This window comes from Veillonella sp. Ser01, assembly GCF_053850375.1.
In genome coordinates this window covers 254926-278073 of sequence record NZ_JBSPUA010000001.1, presented here as the reverse complement: position 1 = coordinate 278073, position 23148 = coordinate 254926, and the positions used below count along the sequence as shown (strand labels likewise).

Annotated in this window: 23 protein-coding genes; 3 read left to right on the top strand and 20 right to left on the bottom strand. The window is 38.7% G+C overall.

From position 1 onward, the window contains the following. Window positions 1-122: 122 nt before the first annotated feature. From ACWTVK_RS01295 to ACWTVK_RS01260, 8 genes are all read right to left on the bottom strand, one after another. Window positions 123-440: a hypothetical protein gene (locus ACWTVK_RS01295; protein WP_005386222.1), complete on the bottom strand. Its 318-nt coding sequence runs from the start codon at window positions 438-440 to the stop codon at window positions 123-125. A gap of 7 nt (window positions 441-447) precedes the next feature. Further along, entirely contained in the window at window positions 448-1677 is a 1230-nt protein-coding gene (locus ACWTVK_RS01290; protein ID WP_308522908.1) for an aspartate kinase, read from the bottom strand. A 220-nt stretch (window positions 1678-1897) separates the two neighbouring features. After that, on the bottom strand, window positions 1898-2287 hold the full coding sequence (locus ACWTVK_RS01285; protein ID WP_265138870.1) for a class II SORL domain-containing protein: 390 nt from the start codon (window positions 2285-2287) through the stop codon (window positions 1898-1900). Between the two features lie 148 nt (window positions 2288-2435). Next, window positions 2436-2978: a cob(I)yrinic acid a,c-diamide adenosyltransferase gene (gene cobO, locus ACWTVK_RS01280; RefSeq protein WP_456045701.1), complete on the bottom strand. Its 543-nt coding sequence runs from the start codon at window positions 2976-2978 to the stop codon at window positions 2436-2438. A 2-nt stretch (window positions 2979-2980) separates the two neighbouring features. Beyond that, window positions 2981-4360 (bottom strand): cobyrinate a,c-diamide synthase, encoded by a 1380-nt coding sequence (locus ACWTVK_RS01275; protein WP_456045700.1) that lies wholly within the window; start codon window positions 4358-4360, stop codon window positions 2981-2983. Between the two features lie 29 nt (window positions 4361-4389). Then, window positions 4390-5097, bottom strand: a complete 708-nt coding sequence (gene cobI, locus ACWTVK_RS01270) for a precorrin-2 C(20)-methyltransferase (protein ID WP_105085826.1) — start codon at window positions 5095-5097, stop codon at window positions 4390-4392. An 86-nt stretch (window positions 5098-5183) separates the two neighbouring features. Next, on the bottom strand, window positions 5184-6038 hold the full coding sequence (locus ACWTVK_RS01265) for a sirohydrochlorin cobaltochelatase (protein ID WP_456045699.1): 855 nt from the start codon (window positions 6036-6038) through the stop codon (window positions 5184-5186). Between the two features lie 207 nt (window positions 6039-6245). Further along, a complete protein-coding gene (locus ACWTVK_RS01260) occupies window positions 6246-7127 on the bottom strand; it encodes a sirohydrochlorin cobaltochelatase (protein ID WP_456045698.1) in 882 nt (293 codons plus the stop codon). A gap of 1667 nt (window positions 7128-8794) precedes the next feature. Between ACWTVK_RS01260 and ACWTVK_RS01255 the strand changes: the two genes are divergently transcribed. Both ACWTVK_RS01255 and ACWTVK_RS01250 read left to right on the top strand, forming a co-directional pair. Further along, the gene (locus ACWTVK_RS01255) at window positions 8795-9784 is read left to right on the top strand and encodes a sirohydrochlorin cobaltochelatase (RefSeq protein WP_456045697.1); all 990 of its coding nucleotides are present in this window, start codon (window positions 8795-8797) and stop codon (window positions 9782-9784) included. A gap of 52 nt (window positions 9785-9836) precedes the next feature. Continuing rightward, the gene (locus ACWTVK_RS01250) at window positions 9837-10778 is read left to right on the top strand and encodes an ABC transporter substrate-binding protein (protein ID WP_456045696.1); all 942 of its coding nucleotides are present in this window, start codon (window positions 9837-9839) and stop codon (window positions 10776-10778) included. A 157-nt stretch (window positions 10779-10935) separates the two neighbouring features. Here the strand turns inward: ACWTVK_RS01250 and ACWTVK_RS01245 are convergent, their stop codons facing one another. The 12 genes from ACWTVK_RS01245 to ACWTVK_RS01190 all read right to left on the bottom strand — a co-directional run bounded on the left by ACWTVK_RS01245 (window position 10936) and on the right by ACWTVK_RS01190 (window position 21826). Continuing rightward, a complete protein-coding gene (locus tag ACWTVK_RS01245) occupies window positions 10936-11724 on the bottom strand; it encodes an ABC transporter ATP-binding protein (RefSeq protein ID WP_456045695.1) in 789 nt (262 codons plus the stop codon). Further along, a complete protein-coding gene (locus ACWTVK_RS01240; protein ID WP_456045694.1) occupies window positions 11724-12719 on the bottom strand; it encodes a FecCD family ABC transporter permease in 996 nt (331 codons plus the stop codon). The genes ACWTVK_RS01245 and ACWTVK_RS01240 overlap by 1 nt, the downstream gene beginning before the upstream one ends. Window positions 12720-12958: 239 nt before the next feature. Next, window positions 12959-13624, bottom strand: coding sequence for a precorrin-8X methylmutase (locus ACWTVK_RS01235; protein ID WP_105085833.1), 666 nt, complete (start codon window positions 13622-13624; stop codon window positions 12959-12961). Then, window positions 13611-14399, bottom strand: coding sequence for a precorrin-6A reductase (gene cobK / locus ACWTVK_RS01230; RefSeq protein WP_129823128.1), 789 nt, complete (start codon window positions 14397-14399; stop codon window positions 13611-13613). The genes ACWTVK_RS01235 and cobK overlap by 14 nt, the downstream gene beginning before the upstream one ends. Continuing rightward, window positions 14396-15085 (bottom strand): precorrin-3B C(17)-methyltransferase, encoded by a 690-nt coding sequence (gene cobJ / locus ACWTVK_RS01225; protein ID WP_004697003.1) that lies wholly within the window; start codon window positions 15083-15085, stop codon window positions 14396-14398. The genes cobK and cobJ overlap by 4 nt, the downstream gene beginning before the upstream one ends. Before the next feature lie 29 nt (window positions 15086-15114). Beyond that, a complete protein-coding gene (locus ACWTVK_RS01220) occupies window positions 15115-16260 on the bottom strand; it encodes a cobalt-precorrin 5A hydrolase (RefSeq protein WP_456045693.1) in 1146 nt (381 codons plus the stop codon). A gap of 4 nt (window positions 16261-16264) precedes the next feature. Then, window positions 16265-17026: a precorrin-4 C(11)-methyltransferase gene (gene cobM / locus ACWTVK_RS01215; RefSeq protein ID WP_105089359.1), complete on the bottom strand. Its 762-nt coding sequence runs from the start codon at window positions 17024-17026 to the stop codon at window positions 16265-16267. A gap of 1 nt (window position 17027) precedes the next feature. Further along, window positions 17028-17615 carry a precorrin-6Y C5,15-methyltransferase (decarboxylating) subunit CbiT gene (cbiT, locus tag ACWTVK_RS01210; RefSeq protein ID WP_287521616.1) on the bottom strand — a complete coding sequence of 196 codons (588 nt, stop codon included), beginning with the start codon at window positions 17613-17615 and terminating at the stop codon, window positions 17028-17030. Continuing rightward, complete coding sequence (gene cbiE / locus ACWTVK_RS01205) at window positions 17612-18238, bottom strand: precorrin-6y C5,15-methyltransferase (decarboxylating) subunit CbiE (protein ID WP_456045692.1); 627 nt, start codon at window positions 18236-18238, stop codon at window positions 17612-17614. The genes cbiT and cbiE overlap by 4 nt, the downstream gene beginning before the upstream one ends. Continuing rightward, the gene (gene cbiD, locus ACWTVK_RS01200; protein WP_456045691.1) at window positions 18214-19332 is read right to left on the bottom strand and encodes a cobalt-precorrin-5B (C(1))-methyltransferase CbiD; all 1119 of its coding nucleotides are present in this window, start codon (window positions 19330-19332) and stop codon (window positions 18214-18216) included. Before cbiD ends, cbiE begins: the two co-directional genes overlap by 25 nt. A gap of 71 nt (window positions 19333-19403) precedes the next feature. Next, window positions 19404-19898, bottom strand: a complete 495-nt coding sequence (locus ACWTVK_RS01195) for a YajQ family cyclic di-GMP-binding protein (protein ID WP_456045690.1) — start codon at window positions 19896-19898, stop codon at window positions 19404-19406. A gap of 311 nt (window positions 19899-20209) precedes the next feature. Beyond that, window positions 20210-21826, bottom strand: a complete 1617-nt coding sequence (locus ACWTVK_RS01190; protein WP_456045689.1) for a WG repeat-containing protein — start codon at window positions 21824-21826, stop codon at window positions 20210-20212. Between the two features lie 217 nt (window positions 21827-22043). Here ACWTVK_RS01190 and ACWTVK_RS01185 point away from each other — a divergent pair, with 217 nt between their 5' ends. After that, the gene (locus ACWTVK_RS01185; RefSeq protein WP_456045688.1) at window positions 22044-22943 is read left to right on the top strand and encodes an RluA family pseudouridine synthase; all 900 of its coding nucleotides are present in this window, start codon (window positions 22044-22046) and stop codon (window positions 22941-22943) included. Window positions 22944-23148 lie beyond the last annotated feature (205 nt).

Here is a 23148-nt window from a genome sequence, read left to right as displayed (position 1 = left end):
AATTCATTATAACACATCGACAACTCTATATATAGATGTTAAGAATAATTATCGAATATAGATGTTAAGAATAATTATCGAAACACAAAACCCCATAGGCATTACTACCTATGGGGTTCATTTTATTTATTATGTTGCATTTGCCACTTTTGATTGCGGCGCAAGGTTAATAAGCCTTCTAACACTGCTTGGAATTGTACAAAGCTTAACGTATACGGTGGGTACATATCAGGTACCACCTTATAAGAAATAGTAACTTCGGCCTTATCATAATCGTAGAAAATGCCATGTAAATTACTTACCGTAGTATAACCAGTTTGAGCTTGCTCCAATGTTGGAATAGGCTGATTTTTTAGATTTCCTAGTAGATCACTAATGAAACCTTCCTTACGACCTTGGTCATTGAGCATTTCATCCATAAAACTACGTAGACTATCCATAAATAGATTAACCTCTTTGGTCTAACAATAAGCCATTGTGAATTACACGAACAGCATCTTTAACGCGGTCTTCAGCAACAAGGCAAGAAATACTAATTTCAGAAGTAGAAATGATTTCAATATTGATGCCTTCTTGGCTCAAAATATCAAACATTTGCGCAGCTACGCCAGGTTGACCTAGCATACCAGCACCGATAATAGAAACTTTTGCCATGCGTTCGTCGATATTTACAGCTTCAATATCAACAGTTTTTTGTAATTCTGCCAATACTTCACGAGCTAGTACAACATCATCCATAGCTACAGTGAAGATGAGGTCAGTTTTAGGTTCACCTACGGCGCGGATAGATTGAACAATCATATCAACATCCACATTTTTTGCAGCCAATGCTTTGAACACAGTTGCTGCAACACCTGGTTTATTTTCAACGCCTACAAGGGCTACTTTTGCTGTATTAGTATCATCAGCTACGCCAGTAATTACGTGTTTATTTGCTTCCACAGTATAATCCTCCCGAATAATAGTACCTGTATTGTCACTAAATGTTGAACGTACGTGAATAGGTACACCATAACGGAAACCCATTTCTACGGCGCGAGGTTGCATTACACCTGCACCAAGACGTGCCATCTCAAGCATTTCGCCATATGTTACTTCTTCTAATTTGAAAGCCTCTTTTGCAACACGAGGGTCTGTAGAGTAAACGCCTTCAACATCTGTGAATATTTCACAAACATCAGCTTTCATAGCGCCTGCCAATGCAACAGCAGTTGTATCAGAACCACCGCGACCTAATGTAACCATATCACCATATTCAGTAATACCTTGGAAACCTGCAACTACTACGATATTGCCTTCATCCAAAGCTTCAAATACGCGATTGGGATCAACGCCTAAAATACGGCCTTTATTGAATGTATCACTACTTGTAATACCTGCTTGGTCACCTGTTAAGGACATAGCTTTATGACCACGTTCGTTGAAAGCCATCGCCATTAATGCAATCGTTACTTGCTCACCTGTAGATAACAAGCGGTCCATTTCACGACCATAAGGCTTAGATGTTACTTCTTTAGCCAATGCTACCAAGTCATCTGTTGTATCACCCATAGCGGATACAACAATAACGATTTTATCGTCTGCTTGCTTCTCACGAAGGACGCGATCAACAATATTAAATATTTTTTCTGGTGTAGCTACGGAACTACCACCAAATTTTTTAACGATTAAGGCCACAATAATCCCTCATTTAACTTATCTACTAAAAATCAATATGCATATACTTTACCACAAACAAATAGCACTGTAAAGGGATATAAGGTAATTTATCCATTGAGCAAAAACAAAACTCTTTTGAGTGCGGACATAACTTTAGTGTGATTATTTCTGTTATTATTAAAATTTACATACAAAAAGACCAGCCCTAAGGCTGGTCTTTATTAGTTGATTCAGTTAATTAAGCAACTGTGATTTCTTTTTCGGATTCCCACAAACCGTGGATGTTGCAGTAAGATACAGCAATCAATTTACCGGATTTTTTCAAAGATACTGCTAAAGTACCTTCGGAAACTGCAACTACAGGACCTTCGTTAGCAGTTGCACCGTCACCATGAACGTTGAATGCGATAGTACCAACTTCGTATGGCAATTGAGTGCCTTCAGCTACGAAGTACAATTTAATCCAATCAATGTGATGTTCTACAGTGTTTGGATGTGCAATGTCTTTACCAACGGACAAAGTTACGTGGAAAGTTTCACCTGCTTTTACAGTGTCAACAGTCTCGATAACAGGAACGTGTTTTTCAGTAGCGAAATCGCCGGATTTAATGTAATCATGTACAGCCATAGTTAACCTCCTGGTTATTGTTATATACATACTTAATGTCAAGAATATTTAGCACCTTGTGCTTATGACTATATTATACATTTTCGATATAGTTTTAGCAAGAACTTTTTCGAAAATTTTAGATTTATTTATATTCAAGCTCTGCGTATTAGAACTCAATCCCTTTAGCAGCCTTAATTCCTTTTTCATAGGCGTGTTTTACTACATTCATTTCTGTTACTGTATCAGCTATATCAATGATTTCAGGCTTCGCATAACGACCCGTTAAAATAACGTGTAAACGCTCAGGTTTATATTTAAGCATATCTACTACAGAATTTACATCAATAAGTTCATAATTAATGGCATTATTGATTTCATCCATAATGATAAGATCCCATCGGTCTGAATTTACCTCTTCAATCAGTGTACGCCAAGCCTCTTGGGCTGCCTCTTTGTGACGTGCCAATTCAGCGTCGCTAACCTCATCCCGTTTATAGTAAATAAAGCCTTTACCCATGGAACGAATTTCTACTTGGTCACCTAATTTGGCAAGCCCCGCTAGTTCGCCATAACCATTACCACTTTTAATAAATTGTAGTATGAGAACCTTAAAGCCTTGACCAACAGCACGCAATGCAACACCTAAAGCAGCCGTAGTTTTTCCTTTACCATTGCCAGTATTAACTAAAATTAAGCCTCGTTCACTCATATTTAGCTCCTTTTAGCTTTATAGTTAGCACATATATCAACAAAATGCTGTGCACCTTCATCAGAACCAGCAAAGTTCAAATGTAAATACGATGCTAATACATTATCAGTTGCATAGCCACCATCATAAGATTGAGGTCTTCGACCTCCTTCTAAGTGAAAGGCCCAAGGGAAATTCTCTACAGTTGGTTCCATCGTAGAGAAATGGAACTCATGCCCACGAAGAGATGTATCTGCGGCACCTAATAAGGTATCTCGCTTAGCTGTAGCCGTAACATACCCTACTTTTTGTAGCTTTTGTTGCATAATGCAATTAGCAGGTACAATACCTACTGTATCATATACGGCGCCCTCAAAATCATGGATACTTTCACATAAATACATGAGGCCCCCACATTCTGCATAAATAGGCATACCTTTTTCATTAGCTTCACGGATAGATTCCTTCATTGACTCGTTACTAGAGAGTTGGAACAAGAACATTTCAGGGAAGCCACCACCAAATACAAGGCCGTCTACTTCGGGAATCACTAAATCATTAAGAGGGCTAAAATAAACGAGCTCGGCCCCCTTCTCTTCTAAGGCAGATAAACTTGCAGGATAGTAGAAAGAGAACGCCTCATCATAGGCTACGCCAATTTTAACTCGCTTTTCAACGGATTTAGCATCTACAGCCTCTGGCAACTCAATAGCAGGTGCACTAAATGCAATATCCCACAATTGATCTAAATTTACCATTTTCTCAACGGCTTCGCGAATCGTGTTGATTGCCTCTGTTGGATCAATCTCAGTAATAGGTGTGAGTCCTAAATGGCGCTCCGGAGAGTGCATACGATCATCTCGATAAATAGCACCAATAACAGGTACACCTATCTTATCCATGCCTTCACGAACCATGCGCTCATGGTTAGCAGAACCTAAACGGTTCAAGATAACACCGCCAAAATTTACTTCTGGATCATAATCACGGAAACCTTTAGCAATAGCTGCCGCACTTTCACCCATAGCTTTGCAATCGATAACAAGCACCACCGGTGCATTCAATTGCTTAGCAATTTGAGCTGTAGAACTAACGCCTTCTCGACCACCATCATAAAGGCCCATAACACCTTCAATAATAGCAAGGTCTACTCCATGCGCCATAGTAGCAAAGAAAGGATTTAATTTGTGAGGTGGCACGAGCCACGTATCTAAATTGTAGCTGTCACGGCCGGATGCAATTTTATGAAAGCCCGGATCAATATAATCCGGGCCCACTTTAAAGGATTGCACCGTACGTCCACCATTTGCATAAGCAGCCAATAAGCCCGCTACGATAGTTGTTTTCCCTACACCAGAGTTAGTGCCAGCAATGACAACACGTGGAATCTGTACTGTGTTCATAGATATTACCTCGTAATACGACGTGTTTGTTAACGGTCCTTACGTTTTGCAAGGATTGTAGATAAGTAGTTGAGTTTAGTATCTTTTGGCATATTGTCTAGGCCTACATATACTTGCTCATCCGGCAAACCTACACGGCTAATCATAACCGCATCATCTGCCATATTGTGTTTAAGCAATGTTTCTTGTACTTCATCAAAGTTTTTGTACACTTTCATGATTACTGCATCATCAGCTACGGCTAATACAGCATCGATTTTTTCTTTAGGTGCTGTAGCAGGAACGATAGCTAATACTTCTTCCTTCTCTACGATTGGATAACCAAGGTGGGAACCAATAGCACAGAAAGCAGTAACGCCAGGAATTGTTTCGATTTCATGACCAGTATTTTCAATCAAGCGATATACATACATGTATGTGCTGTAGAACATAGGATCACCCAATGTTAAGAACACAACGCTTTTACCTTGATCTAAGTAGGACAAGATAATGCGTTTTGCTTCTTGCCAGCCTTCCTCTTGTGTAGCATCATCCAATACCATTGGGAATACTACAGGAACGATTTCTGTATGTTCTTGAATGTATGGGGAAGCAATATTAAGTGCTACAGAACCATCTTTCTTTTCTGTTTTAGGTGTGATAATAATATCTGCTTCACCTACAATACGAGCAGCTTTTACAGTCATTAATTCAGAATCGCCAGGGCCTACGCCAATGCCATATAATTTACCTTTCATGGGGTTCTCCTATTCTTATAGTTACATTCTATTTATAAATTTCATATCTTTTATTATAACTAATTTATGCAAGATATACAAAACTACTATTTAATATTTGGAATTGTTGGGCGATGTGGACTACGTTTGCCATACAAATCATCAATACAATCTTGCACATGTTGACGGAAGATATCTTGTATTGCTTCATATTCACCAAGTGCGCTATGGATTGGTTTAACTTCATAACCATAATCGGCAAGCTCATTAATAACGCTATCTTCTTCGTCACCAAAAAGATCGTTTTGTGCATGATCTCCAAGAACTAATAATAATGGGTGCACATAAATTGTATTTGGACGCTTCCCATCAAGCCATTCCCATGGCATAGCTACATCAGCCACATAAGGAGCATTCTCTAAAACGGCGATACGTACATTTGTAAGGCCATCACGAATTAATTTAAACTGTAAATTACCATACGAGGAGTTGCCAGAGCCTAGGCCACCATGACCAACAAGTAATAAACCGTCGTCCTTAGAAATATTGAGAGATTTAATGAAACGGTCAATTAAGATTTGGTAATCATCTGGATGCTCTTCTTGGCCCATATAGTATACAAGAGGTCTACCTACACGTAGCACTTCCAGCTGACCTTCCCCTTCATGAGCAAGGATATTATTTTTCAATTTATCAAACTCTTCACCGCCAGTGAAATGAAGTGGTTGTACATACACATGCGTATACCCTGCTTGGATAAGTTTTTCTAACGCCCCTTGTTCGGTAGGTACCTCAATACCACGTTCACGTAAACGCTTGACGATAATACGAGAAGAAAATGCTAATTCCACAGTATAATCTGGATAGGATTTACGGATATGCTCCACAACGGAGTCAATATTATGTTCACGAGCACTGTCAACAGTGGACCCAAAAGCAACAACTAAAATAGCTTGTTTCATGAAAGTCTCCTTATCTAATTAATAATGTATCTTAATCATACCATAGACGACACATTAGGGGCATACCATAGGACGTATAAAATGGATATTATAAATATTTTTCATAGTAAAAGTAAAAATCCTCCTCATTGGATTTCCAACAAGGAGGACTTTTACGTATATAAAGGAGTGTGGAGAGATGTATGTCTAATTATATGAGAGATCAAACTAAGAAATCATACCTTGTGCTTCCATACGAGAGTTTGTCATTACAGGTTTTACAGATTCACGAGGCATGGGACGCTTCCGATCAGACATGCGGATAGCTTGGCCTAAATGTTTCAAAAATAAATCTTGTACATAAGGGTTTTCACCAAGACCTTCATTCCAAATATCTACATTGTACCCTTCTTCAGCGAGCAATGCATAAATGGAGTCAGAACGCTCACCACCAAGGTAGTCCATTAAATGTGTAGAACCAATAAGAGCTAATGGTACTACTAACAAGTCTTTATGTCCCATACGATCTAATAATGTAAGTACTTGTTTAAATGTAGGGAACCCATTTGTAGTAAATACTACTACATTTGGTGCTGCGCCGTACATGGCTTTCAATTGTAATGTACTAAACTCTAATTGATTTTGACCATTTGCCATGAGCACTACAGATTTATTAAGTGCTTTTGTATTAACATGACGCACGATACTTTCTAATGTCGCTTCATAATCGTCAGCATAGTTTTTTACACCTAATGATGTAAGTAATGGTTTACCAATATTTACTTGATTAAAACCATATTCATTACTATGTAAAAACTTCAATGCTTGTTTACGCATTTGTTGGTAACACTGATCTGCTACTAATGTTACAGGTTGAATGTATACTTCATCGATGCCAAGACGAGCAAAATCTTGCATAGCTTCTGTGAAAGAAGAAATCTTATCGTCGTACTTCTCGTTCCACTTCTCTACTAATGCATCAGATAAGAATACACGGCGTACCTCCATATCGCTATACATGGAACGTACTTTTTTCTCTATACTGCCGATGGATTTCTCCACAGCATCTTGATAAATTGATCCAAAGGATGCAATAATTATGCCTTTCATATGTGACCTCCATATCGCTCATACATGATACAACCTTCATAACTGAAAATTGTTATCAACTACTATGTAATAATAGTACAAGATTAATGTATAGAAGTCAATGAGAAAAAATATCAAAATCAACCAAAACAATGTATAACTGATGCAACACCACATAAAAGAAGGAAAAATATAACAATAAACTTAATTCGACCTGTAAAGGTATCATACCTTCTCTTGTCTCCAGCTGTAATTTTGCCAGAGCGATTATGACGCCATAGATCAAAGACACAAGCAACACAAAGAATAATAATTAAAATATACTTCAAAGCAATCATATAACTTGGTAAAGCAATATAATCGCTAAATAATGAAGGTCCAAAGATACAATTCCCTAAGATACCAATTACAATTTTAACTATTCGTTACCTAGCCATAATGACGAGATAATTCACCATTAATAAGCCAAAGAGACCAATTAGAATATTCACAAATATATCTACCCTACTAATTTAAAACCATAGTACTCTAATCTATTTAATATATACATTACACTATTACTTCAAGATACACAAAATGGTGTTGAACGCAAAGGAGTCCAACACCATTTTTTAATTAAGAATCATATTAAAATCTAAAAGAATACTACCCAAACTATCACTAATCCATATAAAAATATGATTGCATGAATTGTTAGAATTGAATTAATTATACTTTTCTTTTTTCTCTCGTCGTCAGTATTTATATATCTATACCTATGTAACCATAATATACAACAATATATAATAACCGCTAATACCATACCTAAATAAAAATATGTATCTGATACAAAATAGTTAATTTCATACAGTTTATTTATTAAGTATCCAGCAATTAATACAGCAAACAATATAAACTCTATTAGGACTTGTGATTTATTCTTTACTTTATACATAAGAAAAATATCATACAATAACCATATGCTAATGCCTAAAATTAATAAATCATATATCATAAACTATTTCCTATTTCATAGAATATAAACCTAGAGGTCTTTTACAAATTGCCAAGAGCTCTTACCAAATAATAAATAAAAAAGCTTTTCCACCTATCCTAGTATTATGTAGTAGATCGTATACATTCTGTTTTAAAAGGATTTGTTCTCTCTCAAAAAACAAACATAGTCCTTCTCTCTTTTAAATGATAATTTTATTTTACTAAAATTTTATATTTATATTTATTATATATCATATTTTGATGGGACGCCTACATAACTACAGTAATAAAAATGATGCCCTGTACTTGTGTAGCGACATCAGGAACGAGGAGCAAACAAGTATAGGGCATCATTTTTAATATATTTGTAGTAATATTATGGGGCCCCATCAAAATATGCCTAAATAAAGATCAAATAAAATTACTCATGTATTCACATATTCATATCCTTATAACCAAAAAGAATGTAATTATAAAAGCTAATACTATACTATGTTCATCACATTAATTTCTTAAAAACACCTTATTTTTCCTATACTTCTAGGGGTATGGGGTTTATTGACACCCCTATTACCCTTTGTTACGATTGGCTTGAGGTTATATATGCAATTAATCTATAGTAGTCTATAAACCTATAAGGATTTATATTAATTTATCTACACTACTAAGATTATTGTATAGACTGTAGTTTAGTTATGGATAGGAGTATTAAAATGAAAAAACAATTAGCATTAGCATCCGCCATTTTAGGTTTAGCAGTATCCGTTGGTACACCTGTTGTATCTCATGCAGCATACCAATTAAATGAAGAAGTCAAAGATCCTACACCAGCATTAAAAGAGGCATCTACTATTGGTGTTCGCACACATGAAACTAAAGAGCTTCAAAATCTTCAAAACAAAGATGCTATCGTTGTTATGAGCTTTGGTACAACATACAAAGAAACTCGCGTTAAAACTATTGATGCAACTGTAGACGCTATTAAAGCAGCACATCCAAACACTAAAGTGGTAACTGCTTTCACTAGCCATATCATCCGTGACCGTATCCAACAAAAAGAAGGTATTACCTATCCTACACCTGAAGAGGCATTAGATACATTAAAATCTGAAGGTTATTCTCGTGTAGCTTTAACATCTTTAGATGTTATTCCTGGTATGGAATATAACTATGATGTAGCAGTTTATAACCTTTACAAAAATAACTTCAAAAAAATGACCCTTGGTACTCCACTTATGTACTGGATGGGTCAAGAAGGCCAAACCGATGAAGTTGTACAAACAATTAAAGCCGTTCAATCTCAATTCCCTAAATTAGGTAAAGAAGATGCCCTTCTTATCATGGCTCATGGTACTCCAGATCCTTCCAATGCTTACTACTCTGTAATCCAAGATCGTATTCACTCCCTTGGGTTGAAAAACGTATACATCTACACAGTAGAAGGCACTCCAAATCTTGAACAAGTTGTACCTCAATTGAAAATGCATGGCATTAAACATGTTACATTGATGCCATTCATGATGGTAGCTGGTGACCATGCTAATAACGACATGGCAGGTAATGAACCAGATTCCCATAAATCCATTCTTGAAAAAGACGGTTTCAAAGTAGATACTTATCTTCACGGTCTAGGTGAAAACCAAAATATCCGTAATATCTTCGTGGAACGTGCTAATGAAGCTTGGGATGCATTACAAAAATAATTAGTTTTACAATTTAACTAGTATCGTTACATAACGTACATAGGAGTACATCATGAAAAAACTACTACTTGGTAGTATCGCTTTGGTTATGATTGTACTAGCACTAGCTGGGTGTGGTAAATCCACATCCAGCTCTTCTGCTACTACAAAAGAATTGACCTTTAATGGTCAAACTTATACAGTGCCAAAGGATCCTCAAAAAATTGCGGTCTTATCTAATTCTGTATTATCTATGCTCTATGCTGTAGATGGTAAAGCTATTAGTCGTGTGAGTACTACAGATAAATTGCCACCTGAAATTGAAGCTCTACCCGCTCTTGGGCAAACTGCAAACATTAACATGGAGCAATTACTAGGTCTGAATCCAGATGTAGTATTAGGTCTTGAAAACCAACATAAAAAGTATGAAGCGCAACTGCAATCTAGCAAAATTCCAACCGTTCTAATTGACTATGATGGTATTAAGGATAATGTGCCACTTTTAACATTCCTTGGCGAGTTAACTAATCATCAAGATAAAGCAAAAACTGTCATTGCCACCTATGAAAATAACATTGCCAAAGTAAAAGATGCCGTTAAAAGCCAACAACCAGCCCGCGTAGCTGTATTACGTGCTACTGGTAAAGGTGTAACAGCTGAAACCGATACTGCTATCACAGCCTCGATGGTTAAAGACTTAGGTATGACAAATGTTGTAACTAGTCATTTGGACAAAACAACAACAGATAAAACAGTACCTTACTCTTTAGAAACATTAGCAGCAGATAATCCTGACATTATCTTTGTTGTAACAATGGGTAAAGAAGAAGAAATCACTAAATCAATGAAAAAAGCCATGACAGATAATCCTGCATGGGCTAATTTGAAAGCAGTACAAAATAACCGCGTTATTTATTTACCTTCCAAACTATTCCTATTAAACCCAGGTCTACAAACACCTGAGGCTATGGCTCGTTTAGTAAAAGAAGCATACGGCATAGACGTAACGTTTTAAAAACAAAAAAGGGACTATAACAGAATGCATTTAGTACATTCTAGTTATAGCCCTTTTTTTCATATCTATTATTCAAACTTAATTATATTTTGATAACTACCATTTTATGCTTTTCATAATGTTTGTTACCACTATAATACTAGTTATCAAACAACAACTACAATAAGCCCTTCACACGTACATATGGTTTATTATCAAAGTTATCTACTTGCACGTCTACAGAGAACACCTCTTTAAAAAGTGAATCCGAGGTAATATCCTTTGTGTTTCCTGCTGCGATTAAGTGACCGGCTTTGATAACAGCCATATAGTCAGAGTATTGTACCGCCTGTGTTAAGTCGTGTAACACCATGAGAACTGTTAAACCTTGCTCTTTGTTAAGGCGTTTTAAAAGTTCCATAATTTCAAGTTGGTGATTGATGTCTAAATAGGTTGTTGGCTCATCTAATACAAGGAGTTTTGGCTCTTGTGCTAATGCCATAGCAATCCAAACTCGTTGCCGCTCACCACCAGATAGAGATGGTATGAGCTGATGACGAAGATGATCTGTTTTCGTAATAGACAATGCATAATCTACGATTTCTCTATCCTCTTTTGCCGTATTCTTCCACCAGTTTTGGTACGGATAACGACCACAGTACACCAGCTCCTCTACGGTCATATCCTTCGGCATATTCGGTACTTGTGGTAAGAATGCCATTTGACGAGCCAGTTTATTTTGTGAATAAGAGGATAATGGCTTATCAAAGATGGTTACACACTCACTAGGACTAGAAATATACCCAATCATAGTTCGTAAAAGCGTACTTTTACCACAACCATTAGGGCCTATTAAGGTCGTAACTTTCCCCATTGGAATCGATACTGAAATATCGTGTAAAATATGGCGATTTCCAAGCGTTACGGATAGCTGTTTTACAGCAATAGCAGAATTATTTGTACTCATCAGCTATCCCTCCTTAATAGATACAAGAAGAACGGTGCCCCAAAGAAGGCCATGATAATGCCTACAGGAATTTCAATAGGGCTCATGAGAACGCGCCCTACTGTATCGCTCACAACGAGAACAAAAGCACCTAATAGTGCAGACCCTGGCAATAGATACGCATAGTCGTTACCGATAATAAGCCGTAGCATATGAGGAATCACAAGGCCGACAAAGCCGATGAGGCCTGCAATACTAACGGCACCCGCCGCTAACAAAGCAGCTACAGCAGTCATCATAAAGCGTGTTTGTTCAACCTTAAGACCGAGACCTTTTGCAGTCTCATCGCCAAGGCTTAAAATGGTAAGTCGTTTTGCCCCTAAACAAGCTAGGAAAAGACCTATCATGGCGTACGGGAATATAACCTCAACCTGTGGCCAACTACGAGCCGATAAGCCCCCTACCATCCAGAGCAAAGCACCTTGTACACGGTCCCCGTAAAATACGAGAAGCGCTGAAATACCAGAGCCTAAGAAGGCAGCTACAGCCACACCAGCTAATATAATACGGCTAGGTCTAACCCCATTTTTCCAGGCCAGTGCGTATACCATAAGGGCCGCCCCCATGGCACCTAAAAAGGCTACTAAAGGAACAATATAATCGTAACCAGGGAATAATATGAGAACGATAACACCGGCAAGGCCCGCACCAGAGGATACTCCTACAATTTGTGGATCCGCCAGCGGATTTTTCATAACCGCTTGTAATATAGCCCCCGATACTGCAAGACAGGCCCCTACCAAAGCAGCCACAATATTACGGGGCAAGCGAATATTCCAAATAATCTGTGAAGCCGTATCTGTTAATTCATCAGACCATAACGTTCTCCATATCTCTGCTAGCGATACAGGTGTAGAACCCCAGATAAGAGATATAATCATACAAGCTATAACGGCTATAAGTAAGATAAAAATCACTGATAAACGAAAAGCTTTTCGTTCGTTAATAGATGCCATACGAACCCCCTCTCCATATCTTCATATACAAAATAAGTCATTTTGAAAATTCTATATTTTAGACCTAGTACCACCAATTATAGAGATACTACCAGTTAAAAATATTTATTTTTAACTGGTAGTATCTAAGAAAAGAGCACACTATTGCTAGTAAAAAATATTACTTTTAACTGGTAGTATCTAAAATATACAGTAAAACCCGAATCGCAGAACTACAAAAATACGATTCGGGTTTTGTATTATTTAGACTCTTTACCTTCTACGAAGAGCATGTCATTGCGTTTAACGTCTGTGTAAAGCAATGCATTACATACGGAAGCAGCAATTGGGCTACCACCTTTGTTACCTTTTACAGTGATGTAAGGAACTGGGGATACTTCCATCAAGTAATCTTTGGATTCTGCAGCGCCTACGAAGCCTACAGGGATACCAATGATAAGAGCTGGTTTAATGCCTTCTTCAAGAGCTAAGCGCAATACTTCGTACAATGCAGTAGGAGCATTGCCGATAGCAACGATTTGGCCTTCTAATTGTTTGCCAAATGTACGCATAGCCGCAATGGAACGAGTTACACCCAATTCTTTAGCCATTTTAGCTACGTTTTCATCTTTGATCAAGCAGTGTACTTCATTACCGCGAATTTTAAGAGCTGGTTTAGAGATACCTGTGCGCACCATTTCTACATCAGTGTAGATATTAGCACCATTTTCCAAGGCTTCGATACCTTTTTGAACAGCACCAGGGCTCATTCTTACGAGTTGAGCGTATTCAACGTCACCAGAAGCATGTACAGTACGGGATACTACACGTACTTCATCATCTGTTAAACCTAAATCTTTTACATAGTCGTAAATGATTTGCATACTTTTATCTTCAATCTCTTTAGGATTTTTAACGTAATCCATTAGTGTCCTCCCATAATTTGAAAAATTCATCATTCGATGATACCACGTGGCTTTCAATCTTAACACGTGGACGATCGATAACAATAACATGGATGCCAAGATCCATGGCTGCTTGTAATTTTGTATCAGCACCACCTACAAGGCCAGAGTTTTTCATAACTACAACGCTAGCCTTTGTATCGTGGAACATAATGCGGTTCATATCGTAAGAAAATGGACCTTGTACAGCAACGATGCGTTTTGGACTCACATTGAGGTCTTCCATCATTTGTAACACCTCTGCAGTTGGCAAAATGCGTGTCCATACTTCACAATCTTGCAAGGCTTCAGATTTAGCAAAGATGTGCATTGTCTTACTACCAGTAGTCAAATACACATGGTTATTATTTTCTTTTGCTAACTTGCCTGCCAAATTCGCTGCTTCAACTTCATCCACTACGATATGTAATTTATCATACTCTGGTAATGGTACCTCTTTACGTTCAAAGCGAACAAAAGGTATACCTTCGGCCTTTGCTGCATCTTGAGCCGTAGCTGTAACAATAGCAGCATACGGATGACTTGCATCAATTAAGAGTCGTACATTGTGCTCTTTAATCAAGTTTTGCATCGCCTCTTGGTCAAGACGGCCCGTATGTACGGTAATGCCTTTATGGGCAGCAAGCTCTGCCCCATATTGACTGACAACCGTAACAAGCACATCTTCACCAGTCCGTTTTTGGATTTCTACTGCTAAGGTACGACCATCCAAAGTACCGGCAATGACCCAAATCATAATTTGTAGCCTCGAGGTGTAATCATGCGACCATTTTCAACATAGGTTTGGCTGTTACCAATGATAACAAGTGTTTGCATATCTACTTCTTCTTTTGTGAAGTTTTCAAGGTCAGAAATTACCATATGTTGACCTGGACGACCTGCTTTTTGCACGATACCAACAGGTGTTTTAGGGTCGCGGTATTTAAGGACGATTTCGCGAACTTCATCTAAGTGAGTAACGCGTTTTTTACTGCGTGGGTTGTACAAGGAGATAACCATATCGCCTTGTGCACAAAGGTCAGCACGTTTTTTAATAAGATCCCATGGAGTCATCAAGTCGCTCAAGGAAATTACTGCAAAGTCATGCATCAAAGGTGCACCCAATACAGATGCTGCTACGTTTACAGCACTAAGGCCTGGCACGATATCTACGGAAGGGCGTTTTTCTGCTGGTACTTTGTTAGCAAGTTCCAATACGAGGCCTGCCATGCCGTATACGCCAGAGTCACCAGAGGATACTACAACTACTTGATGACCTTCTACCGCCAAATCAACAGCTTGTTGGCAACGATCAACTTCTTGCATCATTGCAGTACCTACAGTTTCTTTACCTTCGATAAGGTCTTTAATCAAGTCAAGGTATGTCAAATAACCTACAACGCGATCAGCCGCTAAGATAGCTTCGCGCGCTTGAGGTGTCATAAACTCTTCATCGCCAGGGCCGATGCCGATTACTTTGATGTTACCTGTGCAATGGCTACCGTTGTTTTGGGATAAATTGTTTTGTGCTGTATTAATGTTCGGCTCTTGGCCGCTAATAATGCCGTTGTCTCGCATACGTTTCCTACTCCTATAGTTCCTTTTACAAAATTAGATTCTTTTAATTCTTGTTCTTCAATGAGTGGTGCCATCTCGTCCTGTGTATAGAACACGATAGGCCACCCCATAATTTGCATAGCCTCTAAGAGGCCTACTTCGTCTTGTTTAACGATAACCGATGCTGCCGTTACAAGGCTCTTTGGTGAAAGCTTATGCGCTGCCAGAGACTGTTGTATGGCGTCAAGGATTAATTCCTTCGGTGTATCTCGACGACAGCCAATACCCATCGTATAGGTACGAGGGCGCAAAATCAATTGATGACCATACTCGGTTATTACTTTGTCCGTAATGACCACCCGAGAAGCACCCTCTTCAGAGCTTTCATTTTTACATGGCATAGACTCTAGTTGCTCCAAAGAAACAAGGTGAACCATGCCATGTTCACCAATATGAGCTTTTGTAACTTCCGCTAAATGCTCAGCATTCTCTAAGCTTGCATCGATATAATAATCAACCGGCTCTCCCCCTACGATGGCAGAGTTCACATTGATTAAGGTTTGAAAATCATCCACCAACAAATGCTCATGGCGCGCCAACACGTCAGGCGCTGGCAATCCGTTTACATCCGTAGCAGTTGTAATGACTGGGTCCGCATCGATAGCCAGCGAAATGGACTGCGTCCATTCGTTGGCGCCCCCAAGGTGACCAGATAATAAACTAATTACATGGTGTCCTACTTCGTCCATTACAACTACAGCAGGATCCTTGGATTTATGCTCAATATATGGTGCAATCATGCGCACTACGATACCGAGTGCCATAATACATAACACTTGGTCGTAATCTTTGAAAATCTGTCCAATATGGTTTTTAAGAGAGTCAAAGTAAATAGCCTCTCCACCAGAAGAACGGTTTTCTTTTTCAAAGCAATCCGCATGAGGTGCCACCAAAGACTTGATGCGTTGACCTAGCTTTGCGCCTCGTTCAGAAACGGAAAGAATAGCCGTTCTATTTTTCTTAGTTCCCGTCATAGGCGCACCAGTTTCTAGTTCTTTCATTATACTAGTCCTTAGCACTGCGGTACATGTGAGCAAACCCTTTGTCGTAAAGTTTAGATAATTCGTATTCACTATCTAATACATGGCTTACTACAATCATAGCTTGGCGCAATACGCCTTCTTTCGCTACGATTTCCGCAATGGTTTCCAATGTGCCGCGGATAATGCGTTGGTCTGGCCAAGACGCTTTTACCACGATAGCCACTGGAGTCGTTTTGTCATAACCACCCTCGATGAGTTCAGCTACAACCTTATCTAACATTTGAACGCTAAGGAAAATACACATAGTTGCTTCATGAGATGCTAACATGCGCAATTTTTCCTTTGGAGGCATCGGTGTACGGCCTTCCATGCGTGTAATGATAACTGTTTGAGATACATTAGGTAGTGTATATTCTTGTTTCAAAGCCGCTGCTGTAGCAAGGAAAGAACTTACACCTGGCACAACTTCATAAGAAATACCCATGCCAGCCAGTGCATCCATTTGCTCTTGAATCGCACCGTAAATTGCCGGGTCACCTGTGTGAAGGCGAACTACGCTTTTACCAGCCTCAACAGAAGCTTTCATAACAGCCAACACCTCATCAAGGTTCATAGTAGCACTGTTATGAATTTCACAGCTTGGTTTACAAGCCTCTAAAATGGCAGGGTTTACCAAGGAGCCAGCGTAGATAACAACGTCTGCCTCTTGCACTAAACGATACCCTTTGCGAGTAATTAACTCGGGATCCCCAGGGCCTGCGCCTACGATATGTACGTCAACCATATTACTCTCCTTCTGCGATACGCGTTGCAGATACAATGAAAATCGGACTCAATGGGTCTAACAAATGATATGGACCAGCCTTGCGGTAACGGCTGATGGACATTTGGTACCCTTCATAAGTGAAAGGACGACCTTTCAATTCTTTTAAGATGGTATAACCTGTTTCCATCGTTACCGCAGTAACTACTAAACGACCGCCTACTTTTAATAGACGTTGTGCTTCGTCCATGATGCCAGTCATACCACCAGCACTACCACCGATGATAACCGCATCAAGGTCAGGCAATTCTTCCATGCCTTCTGGAGCTTTGGACTTTATGACTGTCATATTATTTACATTGAATTTCTTCATATTTTCATTGATAAGGTCGATGCCTTTATCAAAGCGTTCAATCGCATATACATGCCCTTTAGGAGCTGCCAAGGCTGCTTCGATAGAAATCGATCCAGTACCAGCACCTACGTCAAGGACAATGCTATCCTCTTCGATACGCGCCTCATTCATAACGGCTTTGCGAATCTCGCATTTCGTCATCGGCACGTCGCCGCGGATAAATTCCTCATCAGGAATTCCGAAAAAATGTCTCATCCTAGTACCACCATTACAGAATGACCAAAGCCTTCAAGCTCAGTTAACACCTCTAGCGTGGAGTCTACGATTTTTTCGTCATCATAGCTTAAGCGCTCAAGGGCTGCTGCTCTCGTTTCTTTTGGCCAACCTGCATCTATTAAAATACGCGCAATATGCGCCGGATTATATTCAGGATCCGTTAAGAACCCCATCTTTTTACCTGCTTCATATACGAGTTTCTCTGGTGCCGGTTGGCGACCGTGAAAGCTCATTAAATCCGCATCATGCCATACCTCATTGAGTCGTGCGAAGGCAAAGGTCATAGAACTAATGCCTGGTACCACCTCAATAGGGTTAGCGGTAATTTTCTTTTTCAAATACGGTAACAAGCTATAATAGCCTGTATCACCGCTTACCATAACTACAACATCATGGTCGTTGAGCTCACGCTCAATTTGCTCAGCCAGTAGGCTAAGCTTACCTGTTACAGGGTATGTAATTTGGCCAGGCTCTTGAAAGTCCTCTAGGGCCCGTTCGCTACCGACCAATATAGTGGCATGTTTAATTAAATTAAGGCCTCTAGGCACCACATAATCAGGATTGCCCGGACCAATGCCTACGATATACAAGGTATGTGCCATTGTTCAAGCTCTCCTATCTCTTTTGCATGCTTATCCATTGCCAAAATCTCACCTTTTAAGGTGGTAATAATGATACCTACCTCCGCTTCGTTAGCAATATATCGCTCACTACGTAATGATGCACGATCTACAACACGTTGGTATACGCCAGTCAGTCCTTCTCGTTCTAAAATAGGGAACGTAGACTCTGTGGTTTGGCAATTAAATAGCTCTTCACACACCGCTTGGGATGCCCCTTCTAAAGCGGCATAGGCTACGATGCTTTCCATACGGCCATCACTCATGCGATTGTGGGTATGGAAACTACCACTAGCTAATTTTATGAGCTTACCAATATGACCGATGATCAAGATACGCTTGAAACCAATTTCAACGGCTTTTTCAAGCATAAAGCCAATAAAGTTACTCGTTTCGGCCATTTGGTTCTTATGAATACCTAATACTTGTTCAGCTAAATCTTGACCAATACGGCCCGGCACAAGAACAGCCGTTTCACAACCATTAGCTTTCATAACCTTTAGCTGAGGTACTAAAGAGTTCTTGAACCCTTCTTCACTCATAGGCTTAACGATACCCGTAGTACCGATAATGGAAATACCACCTTCGATACCTAGGGTATGATTTAACGTTTTCTTAGCTAAAACCATACCGTTTGGTACGCTCACCGTTACCGTTACACCTTGACCATGTACACAATGCTCTTCAAAGACGATGTTCATCATCGCCCTAGGCCCTGGATTGATAGCCGGTTCTCCTGGCGGCATCGCAAGGCCCGGTTTAGTTACCGTTCCAACGCCAAATCCCGCTCGGAATCGTAGTTCACCAGTATTATCAAGAGTCACCGTCGTTTCCACATCATTGCCATGAGTTACATCAGGATCGTCGCCGCCGTCTTTCATAACGGTCACCTTAGCCTCTGTATCGGATATAACCTCTACGGCTTTAATAGGCACTTCAATATACTGACCTTGAGGATTTTCAATGACCACTTGGTCCACGATGTTCTTATCTAAGAGGGCCAATAAACCAGCTTTCATACCTGCCGTAGCACATGAACCTGTGGTATAGCCACCCTTCATGTCCTCTACTCTCATAAGGCCTCCTACACCAATAGGGTTAGCAACTCATGCGAATTTAACTAACCCTATCTTATAGACATATGTTATTAGGAACGGAAGTTAACGAATTGCAATTCTACAGGGATATCCAATTGTTTTAACATTTGGATTACTGCTTGCAAATCATCTTTATCCTTACCAGATACGCGCACTTGATCCTCTTGGATAGATGCTTGTACCTTAATTTTCATGTTTTTAATTGCTTTTACTACTTCTTTAGCATTTTCTTTTGTAATGCCTTTTTTAATAGTAATGATTTGGCGAACTGTAGCACCAGCAGCTGGTTCAACTTTGCCGTAGTCAAGATTTTTAATCGCTACGTTACGTTTAACCATTTTGCCTTTTAATACATCGATAATGGTATTCAATTTATATTCATCATCACCGATGATTTTAATAGTGTCACCTTCAAGACTAATTTCCGCTTTAGAACCACGGAAATCATAACGCGTACCAATCTCTTTCTTAGCTTGGTTTACCGCATTATCTACCTCTTGCATATCCACTTCGGACACAACGTCAAAGGAACAATCTTTAGCCATTTTATACCTCCTACACCTGAACCCGTTGGGCATGGGGTTCATAGCATTACTTTCATCATCCTCATATCCCAAGTGAAAGTGTAAATGTACACCAAATCGGAATATATCTCTATAATTATACCTTATAACAGGCTTATTTTCTAGGTAAATCGATATTTTTAATTATAACTATTATTAATCATAAGAGGATTGTCCATTGAATATCTATTGAATAAATATATAGATAAATACAAAAAATTTATACATATAATCAATATAGTCAAGAAATAGAAAAAGACTGCACTCTTACAAGTACAGTCTTAACATAATCATTATAAAATTGTAATTTCATCGTAAGAAGGTTGAACTACTAACTCGCCTTTAGAATTAATAACCCCCCATTTACCTTTAATTTTTACTGGGCTGTAACCATGAGAGAAGCTACCAGTACCAGAAATATCTTTCATAACTGGAGTTTCTGTCACTGTACCATCAAGGGATAGAATCTTATAATTGCCGTCTTTGTTATATACCCATGTATACGTATCACCAAGGAAGGTTTTTACGTTCATAGATTTATCACCTTTATAGATAACGCGACCAGTAGCCATATCTACTACATAACGATTTGTATCGTTAGTGACAGACATTTCATGTTCACCTACAAACTCAATAGTATCGTATTTAAACGGTACCTCTTGTTTGCCTGTTTCCATATCGAAAATACCATATTTATTAGTATCTTTATTTTTTAATGTTAACAACACGTTGTTTACATCGATTGTACCAGCTTCATAGTTGCCAGGTTGAATTACATATTGACCTTGACGATTCATAAAGCCTAATTTGCCTTCATTACGAACCAAGGTACCATGTTCTTCCATAGGGTACACATAATCGTTTTTGCTATCGATTACAACAGCACCATTACGATCAATATAACCGCGCTTCATGCCGTCATCTACAAGACCGCCAAGGCCATCAAGATATACACCACCATGATTATACAAGTAGCCCATACCTACAAGACCTAGAATACCACCAAGGCCAAAGTGACTAACCTTACGGCGGAATTCAGCTAAGCCATTTTTATATGGGTATACTTCATTAGATGGAGCGTTAAACAATACAGTACCTTTACCATCGATAGCTACCACTTTACCATTAGCTTTTACAAAGGCGCGATCCTCACTAAATTTAGTTTCTACATCGGATAATGCTTTAAATTGAGGCTGAATTACTACATTGCCATTAGCATCTTTAAATCCTAATTTACCTTTTTCTGTGAAAGCTACATAAGAATCACTTGGATAGTTTTGACTAACAGTTTTAGGATCAAAATCATTCAACTCTTTAACAGCTGTATTCTTCTCATTAAGGCTGCTATATAAAGCTTCTTGCGCTTCTTTGCCGGATTCTAATACAGTACCATCGCCTTTAATGTGAGAAATTTTATTTTTACCTTCCTCAACAAAGAAAGTACCATCCTTTTTACTAGATGCGTCTAAAGATTTATAGGCTGGCGCAAGTACGACTTGACCATTAGTACCTACGATACCCCATTTTCCTTTTTCTTTAACAAGGCCTAAATATCCTTGTTGTAATAAGGAGTCATCTTTCAATACCTTCATAGCCTTTTTTACACCTGCTGGTGGCTCTTTAACAGCGCCAGAAATAGGTACGAAGGTATCAAGTCGACCAATACCAACACCTACGCCCACAGAGGTACTACTAGAACGGTTTGAAGATTTTTCTGTAGTTGTTGTTGTAGATGTAGATAGAGTCGAAGTATGTTGTTCACGTGTAACTTTTGTACTAGTAGATGTTGGTGTATCTTGATTCATCACTGTTGTACTAGTAGTAGATGTTGTAGTAGATGCTGCGAAAGCACTTGTAGACATAGCCGCCAACACACAAGCGACTAATAAGGATTTCTTGTTAAGATTCATAAACCTCTCCTTTTACAAAGTAAACCATATTGACTCTCTATATGGTTCTAAGAAATTGAACTGCTAAAACAAAATTGCAGTACCATAAAAAGCTTACATGCTTACATATAAAAAATATATAAAATACATTAATAAAGATTATACTATACGAGACTATATAAATACAACAAATAATGAAAAATTCTTCATTTACTATTTATTTGATATAATAAAAGCCATGAAAACAGCAACCATAATCGACTTGATTGTAGATTCTGACGTACATACGCAATCTATGAATCATATTATAAAACAACAGCATATTTCACAACGTATGAGGCGGCGATTGCGAAATGACGGTATCATAACAGTCAATGGCAATGCTTCTACGTGGAACACCCTAGTACATGGTGGTGATCATCTCGTTATGGAATTAACACCTGAGCAAGAATTTAGTGTAAGCCCTATGAATCTAGATATTGTCTACGAAGATGAGTATATTCTAGTTATCAACAAGGAGGCTGGTGTACTCATGCATCCCACCTCTACGGTACGAGATCATACCTTAGCAAATGGTGTTCTACATTACTACCAAGAGACAAATCAGCATTATGATTTTCATCCTGTTCATCGATTGGATAAGGATACCTCTGGCATTGTTATCATTGCAAAAACCTCTGTAGTACAACATGCGTTTGATAAAAAGCTAACTCATTTTCATAAAAACTACGATGCTATTGTAGAAGGTCAATTACCTGCTAATTCTATAAGCATTCATTGGCCTATCGGACGCAAACCAGGTAGTATTATCGAGCGTTGTTGTACGAGCGAAGGTAAACCAGCTCACACAGATATAACGGTTCTTGGTAGTAATGTCATTAGTCAAAATATGGGAGACCAATACTTCACTCATGTTCAATGTTTGTTACATACAGGGCGAACCCATCAAATTCGTGTCCATCTATCTCAACTGGGATATCCCCTAGCGGGAGATGATTTATATGGTGGTCATTTAAACTATATTGGACGCCAAGCACTCCATGCATCACGAGTTAGCTTTTACCATCCCATGACAGATGAATGGTTAGAACTACAGGCACCAATACCATCGGATATGAAGGCATTACTGACCTACTAAGGTAATCATTATTTACAAAATAAACACTAATACATAAAAATTAGCCCACATGGGCCATAAAATTTAACGAATTTTATGCATAAGTTATACAAAAAATATTGGCCCTTTATAGTGTTTCTTGATATACTTAACTTGAATTGATATATGATTGCAATAACACTAGTTTTTTATCTAGCTCATATGCGCTAGAAATACTAGCAGTCAC

Bases quoted from the DNA above. Each gene is read 5' to 3' on its own strand.
- ACWTVK_RS01295 (WP_005386222.1), bottom strand. From the start codon at position 440: ATGGATAGTCTACGTAGTTTTATGGATGAAATGCTCAATGACCAAGGT.
- ACWTVK_RS01285 (WP_265138870.1), bottom strand. From the start codon at position 2,287: ATGGCTGTACATGATTACATTAAATCCGGCGATTTCGCTACTGAAAAA.
- cobO (WP_456045701.1), bottom strand. From the start codon at position 2,978: ATGAGTGAACGAGGCTTAATTTTAGTTAATACTGGCAATGGTAAAGGA.
- ACWTVK_RS01275 (WP_456045700.1), bottom strand. From the start codon at position 4,360: ATGAACACAGTACAGATTCCACGTGTTGTCATTGCTGGCACTAACTCT.
- cobI (WP_105085826.1), bottom strand. From the start codon at position 5,097: ATGAAAGGTAAATTATATGGCATTGGCGTAGGCCCTGGCGATTCTGAA.
- ACWTVK_RS01265 (WP_456045699.1), bottom strand. From the start codon at position 6,038: ATGAAACAAGCTATTTTAGTTGTTGCTTTTGGGTCCACTGTTGACAGT.
- ACWTVK_RS01260 (WP_456045698.1), bottom strand. From the start codon at position 7,127: ATGAAAGGCATAATTATTGCATCCTTTGGATCAATTTATCAAGATGCT.
- ACWTVK_RS01255 (WP_456045697.1), top strand. From the start codon at position 8,795: ATGAAAAAACAATTAGCATTAGCATCCGCCATTTTAGGTTTAGCAGTA.
- ACWTVK_RS01250 (WP_456045696.1), top strand. From the start codon at position 9,837: ATGAAAAAACTACTACTTGGTAGTATCGCTTTGGTTATGATTGTACTA.
- ACWTVK_RS01245 (WP_456045695.1), bottom strand. From the start codon at position 11,724: ATGAGTACAAATAATTCTGCTATTGCTGTAAAACAGCTATCCGTAACG.
- ACWTVK_RS01240 (WP_456045694.1), bottom strand. From the start codon at position 12,719: ATGGCATCTATTAACGAACGAAAAGCTTTTCGTTTATCAGTGATTTTT.
- ACWTVK_RS01235 (WP_105085833.1), bottom strand. From the start codon at position 13,624: ATGGATTACGTTAAAAATCCTAAAGAGATTGAAGATAAAAGTATGCAA.
- cobK (WP_129823128.1), bottom strand. From the start codon at position 14,399: ATGATTTGGGTCATTGCCGGTACTTTGGATGGTCGTACCTTAGCAGTA.
- cobJ (WP_004697003.1), bottom strand. From the start codon at position 15,085: ATGACACCTCAAGCGCGCGAAGCTATCTTAGCGGCTGATCGCGTTGTA.
- ACWTVK_RS01220 (WP_456045693.1), bottom strand. From the start codon at position 16,260: ATGAAAGAACTAGAAACTGGTGCGCCTATGACGGGAACTAAGAAAAAT.
- cobM (WP_105089359.1), bottom strand. From the start codon at position 17,026: ATGGTTGACGTACATATCGTAGGCGCAGGCCCTGGGGATCCCGAGTTA.
- cbiT (WP_287521616.1), bottom strand. From the start codon at position 17,615: ATGAGACATTTTTTCGGAATTCCTGATGAGGAATTTATCCGCGGCGAC.
- cbiE (WP_456045692.1), bottom strand. From the start codon at position 18,238: ATGGCACATACCTTGTATATCGTAGGCATTGGTCCGGGCAATCCTGAT.
- cbiD (WP_456045691.1), bottom strand. From the start codon at position 19,332: ATGAGAGTAGAGGACATGAAGGGTGGCTATACCACAGGTTCATGTGCT.
- ACWTVK_RS01195 (WP_456045690.1), bottom strand. From the start codon at position 19,898: ATGGCTAAAGATTGTTCCTTTGACGTTGTGTCCGAAGTGGATATGCAA.
- ACWTVK_RS01190 (WP_456045689.1), bottom strand. From the start codon at position 21,826: ATGAATCTTAACAAGAAATCCTTATTAGTCGCTTGTGTGTTGGCGGCT.
- ACWTVK_RS01185 (WP_456045688.1), top strand. From the start codon at position 22,044: ATGAAAACAGCAACCATAATCGACTTGATTGTAGATTCTGACGTACAT.